General features: G+C 67.1%; 8 protein-coding genes. 2 read left to right on the forward strand and 6 right to left on the reverse strand.

Going from position 1 to position 16,571, the window contains the following annotated elements; translation table 11 throughout:
• The 3 genes from IFY26_RS16185 to IFY26_RS16195 form a co-directional block, all read right to left on the reverse strand.
• On the reverse strand, positions 1-1,849 hold a 1,849-nt coding region (locus IFY26_RS16185; RefSeq protein ID WP_232550039.1), incomplete at its 3' end, for an NB-ARC domain-containing protein.
• A gap of 168 nt (positions 1,850-2,017) precedes the next feature.
• A complete protein-coding gene (locus IFY26_RS16190; RefSeq protein ID WP_232550040.1) occupies positions 2,018-2,404 on the reverse strand; it encodes a hypothetical protein in 387 nt (128 codons plus the stop codon).
• A gap of 66 nt (positions 2,405-2,470) precedes the next feature.
• A complete protein-coding gene (locus IFY26_RS16195) occupies positions 2,471-3,367 on the reverse strand; it encodes an EcsC family protein (RefSeq protein WP_232550041.1) in 897 nt (298 codons plus the stop codon).
• Positions 3,368-3,534: 167 nt separating this feature from the next.
• Between IFY26_RS16195 and IFY26_RS16200 the strand changes: the two genes are divergently transcribed.
• Both IFY26_RS16200 and IFY26_RS16205 read left to right on the forward strand, forming a co-directional pair.
• On the forward strand, positions 3,535-8,313 hold the full coding sequence (locus IFY26_RS16200; protein ID WP_232550042.1) for a DEAD/DEAH box helicase: 4,779 nt from the start codon (positions 3,535-3,537) through the stop codon (positions 8,311-8,313).
• Positions 8,314-8,622: 309 nt separating this feature from the next.
• The gene (locus tag IFY26_RS16205; RefSeq protein WP_232550043.1) at positions 8,623-9,252 is read left to right on the forward strand and encodes a hypothetical protein; all 630 of its coding nucleotides are present in this window, start codon (positions 8,623-8,625) and stop codon (positions 9,250-9,252) included.
• A gap of 220 nt (positions 9,253-9,472) precedes the next feature.
• Here the strand turns inward: IFY26_RS16205 and IFY26_RS16210 are convergent, their stop codons facing one another.
• From IFY26_RS16210 to mobF, 3 genes are all read right to left on the reverse strand, one after another.
• Positions 9,473-9,826 carry a hypothetical protein gene (locus tag IFY26_RS16210; RefSeq protein ID WP_232550044.1) on the reverse strand — a complete coding sequence of 118 codons (354 nt, stop codon included), beginning with the start codon at positions 9,824-9,826 and terminating at the stop codon, positions 9,473-9,475.
• 276 nt (positions 9,827-10,102) lie between these two features.
• Positions 10,103-10,762: a prepilin peptidase gene (locus IFY26_RS16215; protein WP_232550045.1), complete on the reverse strand. Its 660-nt coding sequence runs from the start codon at positions 10,760-10,762 to the stop codon at positions 10,103-10,105.
• Between the two features lie 25 nt (positions 10,763-10,787).
• On the reverse strand, positions 10,788-16,259 hold the full coding sequence (mobF, locus tag IFY26_RS16220) for a MobF family relaxase (protein WP_232550046.1): 5,472 nt from the start codon (positions 16,257-16,259) through the stop codon (positions 10,788-10,790).
• Positions 16,260-16,571: the final 312 nt, after the last annotated feature.

Raw genomic sequence — 16,571 nt, forward strand, 5'->3', positions numbered from 1 at the left:
TGTTGCGGGAGGTCAGGGTGTCGGGGTGGTCGGGGCCGAGGTGCCGCTCGGAGAGTGCCACGAACTCGGCCAGGCTGATTCCCGTGTACGGATCGTTCACCGTGTTGGCGTGGTAGGTGACCGTCCTAGCGGCGGTTAGTACGGCAGGGTCTGTGATCAGAGCACTGGAGTGTGTTTGGGAACACAGTGCGGTCAGGACGCTGGCGGCTTCTTTGATTCGGGTGCGTTGCTCGGCATGGGCGTCGGCGGTGAGCTCGATGCCTGCCAAGACGGACGCAGCGGCTTGGTGGTGTTCGCCCTTGGCCTCGGTGGTGGCGGCATCCTCCCGGACGACTTGCCCCTGCAGTCGATGCAGGGCCACGGTCCGGCCGTCGACGTCGGGTGTCACCAGGGAGTGCTGGATCAGCCCGCCCACAACCCGAGCCGCGATCAGGGGATCAGGAGTCAGGGGACCGAACCAGGACCGCGGGGTGCCCGTCTCGGCCAGGAGGGACAGCGCCCCAAGGATGAGGCCGGCGACGCGGGCTTGGGCAGGGTCCGATTCCGCCAGCCGGGTCAAGTAGCCCTGGTAGGCGATCCGTAAGGCCCAGCCCACCTTCTTCGGATAGGGGTCCCCGGGTTCCTGCTCGACCATCGAGTCGAGGCTTCTTTCGGCCAGAAGGTCTCGATAGGTGGTGAAGTTCAGTCCCAACAAACGGATCGCTGCGGCTGCTTGGGTGAGGGCCACCGGAAGCCGGTCCAGGTCCACTGCGAGGAGTTCGGCTTCGTGCTCGTCGGTCAGGCCTGTGGTCTCGGTCAGGTAGTGGACCGCTTGCGGCAGGGTGTAGACGCCGACCTCGACGGGGGTTCCTACGGTTGACACGCGATTGGTGGTGGTCACGATGACCCGCATCCCGTTGCCGCGCGGCACCAACTTGTCGAGGTCGCCGACAGAGGTGACGTTGTCGAAGACCAGCAAACGATCCGACAGGCTGGCATCGCTGAGCCACAACACCAGCTGGGCCGCAGCATCCTGGGGAGTGATGTCGATGGGCGCCAGGCCAGCACCCTGCGCGATCGCCGCGAGTTCCTCCACGGCCTGCTCCCTGGTGCTCGCGCCCACCCAGGCGACGAAACCCCAGCCCGCGTTCTCGCACGCTTCGGCGTAGGCCGACGCGAGCTGGGACTTACCCACCCCAACCATTCCTTGGAGCGCGCACACGGTGGCCACCCCACCATCGGCCATCGCCTCCTCGAGTGTGGCCATCTCATCGCGACCCACGAAGTGATGCGCGAGCCGGGGCCGGTTGCCGGCCACGATCGACGCAGGACGGCGGGCCAGCTCGGCGCGCAGGGCGTCCAGCATCTTGATGACCTCAGCGGTAGTCGCACGCGTCTCCAGCGCAGCCTTCAGGGCGCGGATCGCCGCCTCGCTCGCAGCCGGATACACCTCCGGGGTACGCACGAACTCGTCGATCAACCCGTGAACTGCGGCGACCAAGACGACGAGGTAGGCCTCACCACCATCACCCAATCCCTCGACGACGCGAGCCCGGTCCGGTATCAACGCCGCGGAGAACTCGGCATAGCCGAGGACCGCTGAGGCCAGCAACGCCTCACGAGGGCCCTGCTGGAGCAGTTCCCTGACCCGCGTCTCCACAGCCTCCTTGTCGAAGGCACTCAACCCCGCCCCTTCGGAGCCTCGACGCTCGGCGATCTGCGCAACCGCCCTCGCTTCGAAGCGCTCCAACGGTTTGGTACGCATCCGAGACAGTGCGATTGCCGTCCCCAGCGGATCGATCGGGACCCCCAGGAGACCCAACACGCCATCGACCAGCGGCTGGATCTTCGCAGCGTCCTCCAGGCTCACCGTCCACCCCCAGGCTCAGCCCCAGCAGCAGGGGGCACCAAAAGCAGGTTCTCACACGCCGGCCCGTCTCGCCGGTGAAATGGTCTCCTCTGACAGGCTGCCGGCCTGAGACCCGTGGGAGACGGCGGGCAGACGCCCTCGCTGAGGCACACCCACATGTCGCGTGAATCAGGCGGGCGTCTGGCAACAACCGCAGTTTGCGGGACGTAGGCGCTCGGCCGCGAGGTCGAGGAGAGCCGGTTCTCCGGCATCGAGCATGACCACGCGACCCCACCAATGCCCGTTCTGTTGTCGCCAGGCGGTGAGGAGGGCTGGTTGCCAGCTGCCGGCGTCGTCGCGGGCCACGACGTGTCGGGCCGGGGTGGCTGGGGTGTTGTCGCCGGTTGTGCTGGCGATGCGTTCTCCGAGGGAGCCGAACTCCGAGGTCACGCGCGAGGACATGCCGCTGAGGGTACCTGCAATCGTGCACATGGGCGATTGCCTGTGCTGGAGCGGCGACAGCGCGATCGAGAGCCCCGCCTGCAGGAACAGGGCGACGACCTCACCGAAACGCATCCAGCTCAAGTCTGGGGCCGGTCTGCGAGCGCTCTGGTGACGCGTGTCACAGATGAGGCTCGGGCGTCAGAGCCCTTCGTGCAGGTTCGTCTCGTCGGCGGGGCTGGCATCCCCTGGCGGCACTGACTGCTCGCCGTTGTCCTCTGGGAACTCCTCGACATCGTCCATGTCCATGACCTCTCCGTCGATGATGTCGGTCGCGTTGGTGCGGTGCCCTGGCTTTGTGAGTTCCAAGCTGGCGAGGTGCTCCTGCAGCTTCTTCGACATGGGGAGAAATGTGCTCAGGGTGAGACCGCCGGACAGCACAGCCCCGACGACGGGGATAGCTTTCGCGACTCCGCTGGCGAACAGCTTCTTGGTCATCGACACGCCAAGGTACGCCGCGACCTTCTTCACGATCGGGTAGATCGCGCCCTTGGTGAGCGCCTGCTGCGGCAGCTTCTTGATCACCTGAGTGGCGATCATGGCGGAGGCTTTGGAGACGCCACCCTGCGCCAACTGCACTCCGGCCATGACCCCGACGAAGAGGATCAGAATCCCCTCGGTTGCCTCGTCGATCTCGTCGCCACCATCGGCGAACAGATCGGGCCAACTGTAGATGTAGGCGAGCTTCTGAGCGATGCGCAACATGTGGCCGAGGTACTGCGCCGCGTCGACAGGCACAGTGGCGATCACCCAAAGGCCTCCTGGGATCCCCGCCGCTGCGGACATCCCGGCTGCCTTAGTCGTCTCGTAAGCGATCGAGGTGTCCGCTACCTCGGTGATGATCTGCAGTGAGATGCCGGCTGCCGCGGGGCTTCCTGCGATGGCTCGTTCGATCTGCTCCTCGGTGCAGTGGCGCTTGAGTGCCGCCCGGAGATATCCCGTGCGATCGATCCGGACGCCGGGTAGCCTCGCCGCTGCCTCCAATGTTTGGGAGAACGTCGAACCAGGTTGCTGCTCGATCTCTTCGCTGCTGGGCATGCGCGCAGCCTATCGATGAAATCCCCGCAGTCGCATAGCTCCTCCGTACCGCGGGAAGCACTCGACGGGAAGCTCACCCGCCACGGGGAGCTGTGCGCCGCTAGGCTGCCCAGGAGGGAACACGCACAATGGCGGCGCTCCCACCCTTGTACCGAGGAGGACACCCCGTGGCGACCCGCACCACTGTCCAGCAGGTCATCGATGAGTTGCGCACCACATATGCGACGAACGTGGAACGTGGGGAGGCGTTCGAGAAGCTGATGGTCGCCTACTTCCGGCTGGACCCCACCCTCGCTGCCGAGTACGACCTCGTGGAGCGCTGGCCCAACTGGAGCCACAACGAGGGCACCCACGACAGCGGCATCGACCTTGTGGCACGCACCACGAGCACGGGCGAGTGGACGGCCATCCAGTGCAAGTTCTTCGACCCCAAGCACTCCTTGCAGAAGGGTGACATCGATTCCTTCTTCACCGCCTCTGGGCGTTCCTGGGACGGGGTTCGGTTCGTCAACCGCATCATCGTCTCTACGACCGACCGGTGGTCGTCCCACGCCGAGAGTGCGCTCTCCCAACAGCAGATCCCCGTCCAGCGCATCGGCGTCCCCGATCTAGCCGAGTCACCGATCGACTGGATGCAGCAGTCGCCGGGCGAGTTCGAACTGCGCCGGGCCGTGAAGTACGGGCTGAGGTCCCACCAGAAGGACGCCATCGTTGCGATCAAGGCCGGGTTCGCAGAGCACGACCGGGGGAGGTGGATCAGCGCGTGCGGCACGGGCAAGACCTTCACGTCGTTGAAGTTGGCTGAGCAGATGTGCGACGAGAACGGCGGCCATCTGAAGGTCTTGTTCCTGGCCCCGTCGATCTCGCTGGTGTCCCAGTCCTTGCGTGAGTGGATGGCACAGACGCAGACGACCATTCGCCCGCTGGTGGTGTGCTCTGACACCAAGGCGGGGCGTCAGGCTGAGGACATCAGCACCCACGACATCCCCCTACCCACCACCGACGCTGCCCGGCTGGCCGACAACCTCGCCAACATCGGCCTCCGCGGCAAGCAGATGGTCGTCGTGTTCTCCACCTACCAGTCCATCGACGTGGTCGCCCAAGCCCAATGCGAATCCGGTGAGCCGTTCGACCTCATCCTCTGCGACGAAGCACACCGCACCACCGGCGTCACCCTCTCTGGAGACACCACCGAGTCAGCATTCGTCAAGGTCCACGACAACACCTATCTGCCTGCTGGCAAGCGGCTCTACATGACCGCCACCCCCCGCATCTACGGCGATGCGGTCAAGGCCAAGGCCGACGAAGCCGCCGCCATCCTCACCAGCATGGACGACGACAATGTGTACGGGCCCGAGTTCCACCGACTCGGCTTCGGCGACGCGGTCGAGATGAAACTGCTGGCCGATTACAAGGTCATGGTCCTGGTCGTCCCCGGCGATGCCATCAGCGAGACCTTCCAGTCCTCACTCGCAGGGGGTGACCCGGAACTTCGTCTGGATGACGCGGCGAAGATCGTCGGGTGCTGGAACGGCCTGGCCAAGCGCACCGTCGACCACGACTTCGGCCCCAACCCCATCCCCATGCAGCGGGCCGTCGCGTTCGCCGAGAACATCCGCACCAGCAAGGCTTTCACCCGGGCGTTCCCCGAGGTGGTCGAGACCATCACCGACCCTGACAGCCAACTGGCTGTGGACGTGCGCCACGTCGACGGCACCATGAATGCCCTCCAGCGCGCCGAGGAACTCGCCTGGCTCAAGGCTTACGTCCCCGACGGCGAATGCCGGATCCTTACCAATGCGCGCTGCCTGTCCGAAGGCGTCGACGTGCCCGCTCTCGACGCGGTGTTGTTCCTCCACCCCCGCAACAGCCTCGTGGACGTGGTCCAATCCGTCGGCCGCGTGATGCGCAAGGCCAAGGGCAAGGACTACGGCTACGTCATCCTCCCCGTCGCTGTGCCCGCAGGCATGGCCCCCGAAGAAGCGCTGCGCGACAACAAGCGGTTCAAGGTCGTCTGGGACGTGCTCAACGCCCTCAGGGCGCACGATGACCGATTCAACTCGATGATCAACTCGATCGACCTGGACAAGAACACCCGTGACAAGATCAGCATCGACGTCATCGGCAACCGCGGGCCCATCGACGACGCCGACGGCAACACCACCCGCGCCGACAAGGGCACGCAGCTGCCCTTGTTCGCGCTCACGGAGTGGAAGGACTCGATCCTGGCGCGCATCGTCAAGAAGGTGGGCGACCGAGAGTACTGGGACAAATGGACAGGCGACGTCGTCGACATCCACGCCACCCAGACCGCCCGCATCAACGCAATCCTCGACCAAGGCAACGCAGCGTTGACCGCCCAGTTCAACGCCTTCCACCAAGGGTTGAAGGACAACCTGAACGACTCGATCACACGGGACAGCGCCGTGGACATGTTGTCGCAGCACCTCATCACCAAGCCGGTGTTCGACGCCCTGTTCGCCCACGAGAGCTTTGCCGCCCACAACCCTGTATCCCAGACCATGCAAGCCATGGTCAGCGCCCTCGACGGCCACGGGCTCGCTGCTGAAACGCGCAAACTCGACGCCTTCTACGCCTCGGTCCGCAAGCGAGCCGAGGGCATCGTGACCCCCGAAGGCCGCCAAACCGTGATCGCTGACCTGTACGAGCAGTTCTTCAAGGAGGCGTTCCCCAAGCAGTCCAGCAGTCTCGGGGTGGTCTACACCCCCGTCGAGATCGTCGACTTCATCCTCAGAGCTGCCGACGACGTGTGCCGCACCCAGTTTGGCTACAGCCTCACCGACGAAGACGTGCACATCCTCGACCCGTTCACCGGCACCGGCACCTTCATCGTGCGACTCCTGGAATCCGGCATCATCCAACCGCAGGACCTGGCGAGAAAGTACACCACCGAGCTGTGGGCCAACGAACTGATGCTGCTCGCCTACTACATCGCCTGCGTCAACATCGAAGCCACCCACCAAGCCGTCATGGCCGCCAACCAGCCCGGAGGCGAGGAAATGTCCTACGTGCCGTTCCCCGGCGCGACCCTCACCGACACGTTCCAGATCACCGAGCACAGCGACCAGGCCGACACCAGCCTCATCCCCGTTAACAACGAACGCATCACCGCCCAGCTGGCCGCACCCATCCGCGTCATCGTCGGCAACCCGCCCTACAGCGCCGGACAGTCCTCGGCCAACGACAACAACGCCAACCTGAACTACCCCACCCTCGACCAGCGGATCGCCGACACCTACGCCGCCCAATCGACGGCCACCAACAAGAACAGCCTCTACGACTCCTACATTCGGGCGTTCCGATGGGCCAGCGACCGCATCGGTGACCAAGGTGTGATCGCGTTCGTGTCCAACAACGGGTGGGTCGACGGGAACACCGCCGACGGCATCCGCAAGACGTTCACCAGCGAGTTCACCGACATCTGGGTCTACAACCTGCGCGGCAACCAACGCACCGCAGGAGAACTCTCTCGACAGGAAGGTGGGAAGGTATTCGGCTCCGGCGCGCGAACCGGCATCGCTGTGCTCATCGCCGCCAAGGGCCCCGACGCCGACGGGCGTTGCAACGTGCAGTACCACGGCGTCCCCGACTACCAGGACCGCGAAACCAAGCTCGCCGATGTGGCCGCAGCCACCCTCGCGGGCATCCCATGGCAGAACGTCACCCCGAACGAGGCAGGCGACTGGCTCAGCCAGCGCAACGCCGCGTTCGACGCCTTCCCTGCGATCTCCGGGGAGCCGGGCAGCTACTTCACATCGAACTCGGCGGGCGTCCAGACCAACCGGGATGCGTGGGCATACAACGCCAGCCGCAACGCGGTGGAGTCGAACATGCGACGGATGATCGACACTTACAACGATCAAGCCGCCGCCGGGCACACATCTGAAGACCAACTGGACCTTGACCCCACCAAGATCAGTTGGTCGTCCAGCCTCACGTCTCATGCTCGGCGCGGCCAAATCTACGCGTACGACGCCGCACGCGTGCGGAGCGGGCTGTATCGGCCCTTCAGCAAGCAGGCCGTCTACTTCGACCCCGTCTTCAACCACCGCATCGGCAAGAACGCCCTCTACTTCCCGACGCCCCGCCACGAGAACATCGGCTACTGCGTGATTGAGAGTGGCGCGCGTGCTCCCTTCGCTGTCCTCATGTCGGATCAACTTCCCGACAGCAAGATGTACGTGGATGCTGCCCAGTACTTCCCGCGGTGGACGTATGAGAAGACCACAGCGGCCGAGCAAGGGGACCTGTTGGGCGACACCGAGAGTGACATGGACGAGTGGGGTTACCGGCGGGTCGACAACATCACCGACGGCATCCTGACCGTCTACCGGGACAAGTTCGGTGAGCAGGTGACGAAAGATGACGTGTTCTTCTACGTGTACGGGGTGCTGCACTCGGAGCAGTACCGGAAGGCGTTCGCCGCGGACCTGAAGCGGATGCTGCCCCGCATCCCGCTCGCCGCGTCCCGCCAAGATTTCGAGGTGTTCGTTGCGGCTGGGCGGACGCTGTCTGATCTCCACGTGGGCTACGAGAGCGTTGATCCGTACCCCCTCCACGAGCAGGGTGTCTTGGCGGGCGACCCGTGGGATACCTACCGTGTCACGAAGATGCGCTGGGCCGACAAGACCTCGAAGACGGCTCTGATCGTCAACCAGCACGTGACTCTTGGTGACATTCCTGCTGCCGCCCAGAGGTACATGCTTGGTTCCAGGTCGGCGATCGAGTGGTTGATCGACCGTTACCAGGTGAAGACGGACAAAGCGTCCGGGATCGTGAACGACCCCAATGACTGGGGTCGTGAGCACGGAGATCCTCGGTACATAGTCAACCTCGTGAAGCGGGTCGTCAGGGTGTCGGTTGACACGATGCGGATCGTGGATCGGTTACCAGTGCTTCCTCTGGGTGCCGCCAGGTCTGCTTAGTCGTTGACCCTCGCGAACCCGCCCCCAGTTGGCTGGACCAAGACCTTCACCGGCCATCACCAGCTCTCGGTTCGGTCACACCCGCACGTCCACAGGTGGGGCCGCTTCGAACCGCCTTGGTGGTGCTAGGACATGTGGACACGCTTGGGTGGCGTCGCCAACCGAATAGGTGGAGTTGATCGAGAAACTGTTGACGTCCCAGAAGGTGATCTCCCTGGTGAGGACAGCACCCTGACGCAAGGGCTAGTGTTTCTTGTAGGTGCATTGCCATCCCCGATGTAGCCCGGGCCACCTCCGAGGAGGAGTTGCATGACTGAGTCGAACCCAATCCAAGGTGTCGAGCAGGTTTTGAACTTGAGCCAGACAGGTCTTGCCCTCGCGGGTGCCCTCGGCTTCGGAGCCCTCGGAAGTACTTTCTGGCAGTGGGCAACACGGCGAGCCGATCAGCGCTTCCTCATTGCCTTGGCTGCTCATGAACAGGCCATGGCCCGAGCCGACAAGATCGAGGCCGGCACGGGTGCACTGAACGCGACTGAGAAGGGCGAGCTCACGCGCTTGGCCGGAGGACTGCGCGAACAAGCGCGCGCGCAACTCCGCTCCGCAGTGGCCCGCCTGAAGTGGGAGAACTCGCGGTGGAGCGAGATAACTCGAGCGTTCTTCGCGTTCAGCTTCATCTTCCTTTTCGGGTCTTTCGTTCTATACCTTGGCGAGATCCCTGGGTCGGTCCTGCTCGGGCTGGTGTGGTTTGTGTTGCTGGCCGTGGGGCTGATTTTGGCGACCGGCGTGCGAGACGAGTTGCAGCGGCGGTGGATCAAGAAGTTGCAGAACGGCGACGGGGAGGAGGCATCCGAGCTGGACCGGGTACGAGGCCATCGGACGAGGGGCATGATGAGGCGCCCGTCTCCGCAACCAGGGGGGGACGAGCGCACCGACCCGTAGTCCAGGAGCGGCGGGACCGTGAACCCGAGGAGGGTGGTCAGGATCCCGAATCGTCTCGGTTGCTTCTCCCTGGTCCGAATGGGTAGGTCGAGGGCCTGTCGGCCGTTCTCGTGGCGTTCGAACTCAACAGACACGGGTTCTGGCGGAGGCTTGTGTGTGCCCCATTTGGTGCGGTCAGGGATGACTCGAAATTGGTCCTCGAGAACCGGGGCAGGGTGGGTCAGTGGGGGTGTGAGCCGGCCTCCGGGGTGGGTGCTGGGGGGAGTCCGCTGATCCGGCGCAGTTCGTCGAGGTTGGCGTTGATCGTGTCCATGGCCGCGGCGGCGCCTTCGGCGCTGCCGGGGGTGTGCGGCAGGTCGGGTCGGCGGGTGGTGGGCTGTTCGGGTTCGGCAGCGGCGAGGCTGCCGGCGAGGAGGAGCGCGATCGCGTGCCGGACGGCGGCGTCGGTGGGATTGGTGGCGGCTGTGATGGTGTCGGTGATCTCGGCTTCGGTCTGGTGGTTGGTCCCGGTGAGGCTGTGGATGATCCATTGCTGGACGGTGGGGATCTCGTTGGTGAGATCGAAGTCGTCCACGGTGGGGTGCGGGAGGCGCGGGTTCTGGATAATGGTGCGGGCATGGTCGTGGCCTCGGCTGAGGATGGCGTCGCAGACGCCGACGACGGCGGCTTGGGAGATAGACCGCGGCGAACGCGGGTCGGCTGAGGACCGCTGTCGTGGTGTCCTTTCCGAGGGCGTCGGCGATGCCGTAGTCGTTGGGCTGGGTGAGTCGGCTGGCCCAGCTGGTCCGGACGGTGGTGTAGATCTCGTGGCTGTCGATCCAGTCGATGGTCATGGACGGTTGCTCTCTTTCTACAGAGTGGCCAGAAGGATGGCGGTGGTCCACCCGAGAAGCAGCCACGGCCCGTAGGCGTAGCGGGCGGCGGGGTCGCGGGGGCGGGTGAGGGCCCACGCGGTGGCGGCGAGGGTGCCGATGAGGAACGCGGCGATGGGCGCGTGGATGCCCAGGGGTGCGGTGGTGAGCCCGATGAGTCCGGCGAGGCGGACGTCGCCGTAGCCCATGCCGCCGCCGATCTTGTGCAGGGCCCAGAACGCGCCGTGGGCGATGACCCAGCCGAGGGCGCCGCCGCCGGCAAGCTGCCATTGCCCGGTGAGGGCCACCAGACCGAGGAGGCCGGCGACGCTGGCGATGAGGGTCGCCACAGTGGTGCGGTAGGGGAGGCGGTGTACGTCGACGTCGACGGCGGCGAGCCAGGGCGCGGCGAGCGCGAGCGGGACGAGGTGGAGCAGATGCGCAGCGCCGCCGATGCTGGTGTAGCGCCATGTGAGGAGCCCGAGCGTGGCGGCGAGACAGACCGGAACCCAGCGGCGGGGGCCGGGCAGCGGCCACACGTCGGGGGTCTCTTCGGGGTAGCGGTAGGCGAGCGTGGTGAGGCGCCGTCGCTGGTGTTCGCCGATGAGTCCGCCGGCGAGGGTGGCGGCGAGGGTGGCGGTGAGGACGGCGGGGGTCATGGTGGCTCCTGGGGTTCAGGGTAGGTCAGCGGCCACGGCCACCGGGGCGGCGTCCAGGGGCGAGAGTGGGGACGCGTTCGATGGTGGGTCCGCTTGTGGGGTCGGGTCGGCTGGGCGGGGTTTCGTGGATGTCGCTGGCGGGGATGAGTCGTTGCTTGACGTCGCGCAGGCGCGCGATCTGGCTGTCTGCTGCGCGGCGGGCGTCGGTGTTCCAGGCGCGGACGTGCCCCTTCAGGGTGCCGCGGAGGAAGGCTGGGGCGATGTCGAGCCGGCCGGCGAGGGTTTGGATGCCGTGTTCCCATTGGTGGGGTGGTTGGGCGGCGAGGACTGCGATCGCGTCGAGGGCGGCTTGGGGGGTGGGCAGGTTGCTGATCCGTTCGTTGATGAGGAGGTCTGCCAGCGGAGTCGCCTGGGTGAGGGCCTGGTGGAGGGCGGCGGCGTTGCCGTTGGCGAGTAGTTCGGCGGGGTCGCTGCCTGGGGTGAGGGTGGCGTAGCGGGGGTCGAGGCCGTGGGGGGTGAGCATCCAGTAGTCGCGTTCGGCGGCGAGGCGTCCGGCGGGGTCGGCGTCGGTGGCCACGATCGGGGTCCGTCCGAGGTCGGCGAGCTGGGCTGCTTGCAGGGTGGTGAGGCTGGTGCCGAGCGGGGCCAGACCGATGTAGCGGCCGTGGGTGGCCAGGGTGATGGCGTGGGCGTCGAGGGGGCCTTCGGCGATTACGGGGATGCGGGTCGGGTCGGCGGTGAGGAGGTGGGTGGGCCCGTAGAGCTGGTTGCCCTTGTGGAACAGGGGGGTGTCGGGGGTGTTGAGGTACTTGGGTGCGTGCTCGTCGGGGCTGGTGGGGTTGCGGCGTCCGACGAACCCGAGGACGTGGTGGTCGGTGTCGAGGATGGGCAGGGTGACCCGGTCGCGGAACCGGTCGATGAGGTTGCCGTTGCGGGTACGGGTGGCGATGCCGGCGGTGAGCATCTCCTCCTCGGTGATGCCGTGGCCACGCAGGTGTTCGATCAGGTGGGTCCATCCTGCAGGGGCGAGGCCGGGGCGCAGGTCGGGGTGGTCGTGGACATCGACGCCGAAGCGTTCGGCGAGGTAGCTGCGCGCCCAGCTGTGGGTGAAGGCGTCTTGGTAGAAGCGGGTGGTGAGCTCGTTGATGTGGTGGAGGCGTTCCGCGGTGGCTGGGCTGGTGTGCCACTGGTCGGCTTGGTCGAGGAGCCGGACAGTGTCGGTGGGGTCGGGGTCGAGGCGGAGTCCGGCGCGGATGATGGCTTCGACGGTGAGATCGTCGTTGTCCCAGTCGCTGGGTACGTCTTCGGGTTCGGGGCGGGGGTCGAGGGGTTGGGGGTCGGGTTGCTCGCCGGGTGCGGCGACCACGATGGGGTGGGCGGGGATGTAGTCGTCCCACAGGTCGTCGGGTGCGGTTTCTGCCTCGAGGGCGTCGTCGGGCACGTGGCGGACGTCGGCGAGGCGGGTGACGTTCTCGATGAGGGTCTGGATGTCGCCGTCGTGGTGGGTCGGGACGAGCGCGTCGAGGGTCCACCCGCGCTGCAGGCCGCGGTCGATGCCGTCGACGAGCGTCATCCACCACGGGCTGTCGTGGAACGTGGTGGCGTGCTCGCCGAGCCGGTTGATCAGATCGGGCAGCCACTGGTCGGGCGTGCGCCGCTGGTCGTTGCGCTGGGTGTGGTCGAGCTGGCCGACGATGCGCCACCACAGGGCGGCGGCGGGGTGGTCGTCGGGTAGAGGCTGGTGGGAGGCGGCGTCCAGTAGCGATCGGACGTCGGTGCCGTGGCTGGACAGCGCCGCGAGTTGGCGCGCGAGCTGAGACAGGTAGGGGTCTTCGGGCATGGTGGCCGACAGCTCGGTGAGGGCCGGTCCCCACTCGGCCAGGGCGGGGGAGTGGTCCTCGCGGAGCCGTCGGTTGAGCGTGGTCTGGTAGGAGTGCAGCGTCCGCTGGAACTGGGGGTCGCCGGTGGGGCGGAGGTCGGCGGGGTCGACGCCGGTCGCGGCCCGGTACACCTCGACGTCGGCGATGAGCGCGATGGGAGGCGCCCAGCTTGTGGTGTCGACCCAGGCGGGCTGGTCGGTGGTAATGAGGGTGCGGTCGCGGACGTGGTCGGCGAGGCTGGTGATGAGGTCGCGTCGGGCGCGCAGGTAGGGACCCCAGGTCGGGTCGTCGCTGAGCGTGGTGGGAATTCCGGGTAGCCACGGCAGGGGGCCTTTGGCGCTGGTGCGGGTGTCGAGGCGTCCGATCAGCACTGATGCGGCGTCGTGGGCCGCCTTCAGCGGGGCACGGGTGAGCGCGTCGTGGACTTCGTCAAACGGGTCGCAGCCGTCTGCGGCGATGACCAGCAGCCGATTGACCAGGGTGGGCCAGGCGTCGGAGTCTCTGATCCCGGGGACCATGTTGTCGATGCGGCGGGTGAGGTGGCGCACCAGATCGGGGTCGGCGGTTCGGGCGGCGGCCACCCCGATCGCGTCGGCGTAGCGTCGGGTGGCGTTCGCGAGCTGGCTGGCAGGGTCGGTGGCGAGCCGGGTTTGAGTGGTTGCGGACAGCGGGGTGTCATCGCGGCCGAGGATCTTTTCCAGCATGTCGGTGGGGGTGAGCGGGTTGACGGTCTCCGGGGTGAAGGTGGCGTGCTCGTTGCCGTCGGACACGACCGCGAGGTAGGCGTGGTTGGCTTCCCGGCCGCGGGTCATCATCGTGTACAGCAGTTGGCGTGTTTCGCCGCCGTTCAGCACGCCGTGGGTGGTGTCGACCGACACTCCTTGGGCGCTGTGGATGGTGGAGGCGTAACCGAGCTCGACGTGCTCAGCGACGTAGCGAGCGGGCAGGGTGACGCGCCGCCCGGTGCGGGCGTGGCACACGTGGAGCCCGCCGTCGGGGTGGGTGGTGAGGATCGTCCACCGGTCGCCGTTCTTGACGAAGTCGGTGGCACTGGTGTGCAGCTGCCGGTTGTTCTGGCGGGTGATGATGAGGTCTCCCTCGCTGGCCGAGAGCCCGTCGGCGAGGGTGACCTCGTCGGCCGGTGACGCACCGTCGAGGCGTTGGGTGCGGGCGCGGTGGTTGAGTTCGCCGACCAGCTCGCGGGTCGGGGCGAGCATGATCGAGTCGAGTCCTTGTTCGCGGTCGGTGTTCCACGCGGTGAAGACGGCGTCGGTCATGGTGGCCATGTCGCCGACGTGGACGCGTTGGGCGTCGAGATAGAACCCGAGCGCTTCGGGGCGTCCCTGCCGCAGCGCGAGACTGGCGGCGCCCTCGGCGGGATCACGGAAACGGACGAGCTCATCGAGCCGCAGCACACCGTGGTGGGCGTCGATGTCGCGCAGCACACCGCCGGCGCCGATGGCCGCCAGCTGCTGATCGTCACCGATCAGACGGACGCTGCCGCCGGCCTCTACGACGTGCTGGATCGCTTGGTGGAGGCTCAGTGTGTCGGCCATGCCGGCCTCGTCGATCACCACCAGCGTCGTGGCATCCACCCGCGGGAGGAAGGGGTGGGGGGTGTGTTCGCTGAGGTGGTGGCACAGCTTGGCCAGCGTGTCGGTGGGCGCACCGGTCTGGTCGCGGAGCTGTTCCGCTGCGGCTGCGGATGGCGCGAGCCCAATGACCGTTCCGCCCCCGTCGACCCACGCCTGGGTGAGGGCACGCATGGCGGTGGTTTTGCCCGAGCCGGCGGGCGCGATCGCCGCTTGCACCCGTGCGCCGCTGGTGGCCATCCCGGCGACCAGGGCCGCTTGGCCGGCGTTGAGGGTGACGCCGTTGGCCGCCGATTCGGCCAGTGCGACCCCGACGTGGGCCTCGGTGACGCCCCAGCCGTCACGGCGTCCGGCGGCCGTGACGATGAACTGCTCAGCGGCCAGCACGGGGCTGCTGGTGTACAGCGCAGCCCCGGCCACTGTGTACTGGCTGGTCCCGTCGGACCGGCGTAGCGCGGCCGGTTCGGAGGGTTCGACCAGGCTGCCGTCGGGGCTGGTGATGGGCCGCTCCAGCGCTACGCAGTGCACGGTGAGGGCGCGTGCCACGATCTGGTCTGCGGTGTCTTCGATCAGCGCTGCGGCCACGTTCGCCGCGCGGATCTGCCGCAGCGCTTCGGCGCGCACGTGCCATCCCTGCCATGTCGACCGGTGGGCCTGGACGACCCCTGTCACGCGCCGGGCTGCTGCCTCGATCCATGCTTGGTCCGGGGTGTAGGTCACTGCGTCCGGCCGGTGCACGGACCTGGTCACCATCGCTTGGACCGCGTCGGTCGAGCCGAGCACATCGACTGCTTCGGCGTGCCATGTCGACCGTTGTTCTGCCTGCGAGCGGGGACCGTGTTTGGCGTCCCGGGTCTCCAAGGTGGCCTGCTGGGCCAACCCGATGGCCTCCGTCGGCGACGGCGGGCGGCCGTGCGCTGTTTGGAACTCGCGCGCCAACACTGCACGGCGTGCCTCGATGGCCTGCCGGCGGGTCGACCAGCGCTCGTTCAGCGCCGGTTCCACACCCACGATCTCGCGCACCGGACGCTTCCCGTCGGGGCCGGGCCGGTCATCGAACCGCACCCCGAGCCGCTCGGTCAGGTGCCGCTCCAAAGCGGTGTTGTAGGTCTCCGAGATCGTCACGACCGCCTTGAGCAGCACCCGGCCGTCGATGGAGTACCAGCGGCCGGTCTCGGCTTCTTGGACCTTGTTCGCGATCGCCACGTGTGTGTGGAGGTCGGGGTCGCCGGCGCGGGAATCACGATGGGTGAACGCGGCACCGACCAGGCCGCGAACATCGACCTGCCGGACGCCGCCGGCCCCGACACGGGTGTACAGCGCGCTGTCCTCGATCGCTCGCAATGCGTCGGCGACGGCCTGGTCGTGGGCCTGTTCGATCGCGGCAGCAAGGCCGCGATCAGCCAGCGCCCACAACGTCGAGACGGACTTCACCGGGCTGAACGTGACGTCGAACCCCGCGACGGCGGTGGACTGCTGCCGGGATAGGCGGGCCACGTGACCGGCCAGTTCGCGGGCGTCCTTGGGTTCTCGGCCGAACCGGGTGGTGAACATCTCGGTGGCCACCTCGGTGCGGATCTGCGCCCGCACGGCCGCCGGCACCTGCTCATCACGATCAAGGCCCTGGGCGCGGTTGAACTGGTTGAGTCGCCGCGCAACCTCGATGCGGAACTCATCGACGTCTTGGTTCACCAGCGGGAACGGCGCGCCCAGCCGCCCGGCTCGTTCCACCTCGAGGTGCGACTTGTGCCGACCCTGTGCGGCGTCCCGCAGCTGTTCGGCCAGGGGGTGGTGACCCAGGCCGTACAGGTTCCACATCTGCCCCTCGGTGACGGGGTCCCCGGCGTCCAAACCCAGCAGGCCCCGCATGCCGGTTCCGACCCAGCGTCCCGGCGATTCGCCCTTCTCCTCGTAGTAGTCCGACAAGCTTGGGCGGGCCTCACCGACAGCGTCCATGCGCGCCACCTGACGGGTCAGGTACTCATACCCCGTCCCGACGGTGATCTTGGTGATGGAAGCCGTCACACCATGCCTATGTAGCTGTGCGGGGTGCTCACGGCCAAGGTGACCCGGTGTGACACACCGGGAGCCCAGATCGGGGGTCACCCGGGATGGCCGGGGGCCGGTTCGGTGGGGCCGGTGGGGGCGGCTTGCCGACCGCCGCGGCGAGCGGTCCGTTCCAGAGTGCAAGAGGTGTGTCCATGTCGAAGGTGGGAAATCGGTGGGGGGACGTGGGCTGGTTCGTGAGGGTTTCGTGTGCGTGGAGGGGGGTGGTGAAGGCGTTGGGGTGTGGGTGAGTGTCGAGGGGGTGGTGGGTCGGCGGGGGATGGTGGCCGT

The sequence above is a fragment of the Propioniciclava soli genome, from assembly GCF_014858005.1.
In the GTDB taxonomy this organism is placed as follows: domain Bacteria; phylum Actinomycetota; class Actinomycetes; order Propionibacteriales; family Propionibacteriaceae; genus Propioniciclava; species Propioniciclava soli.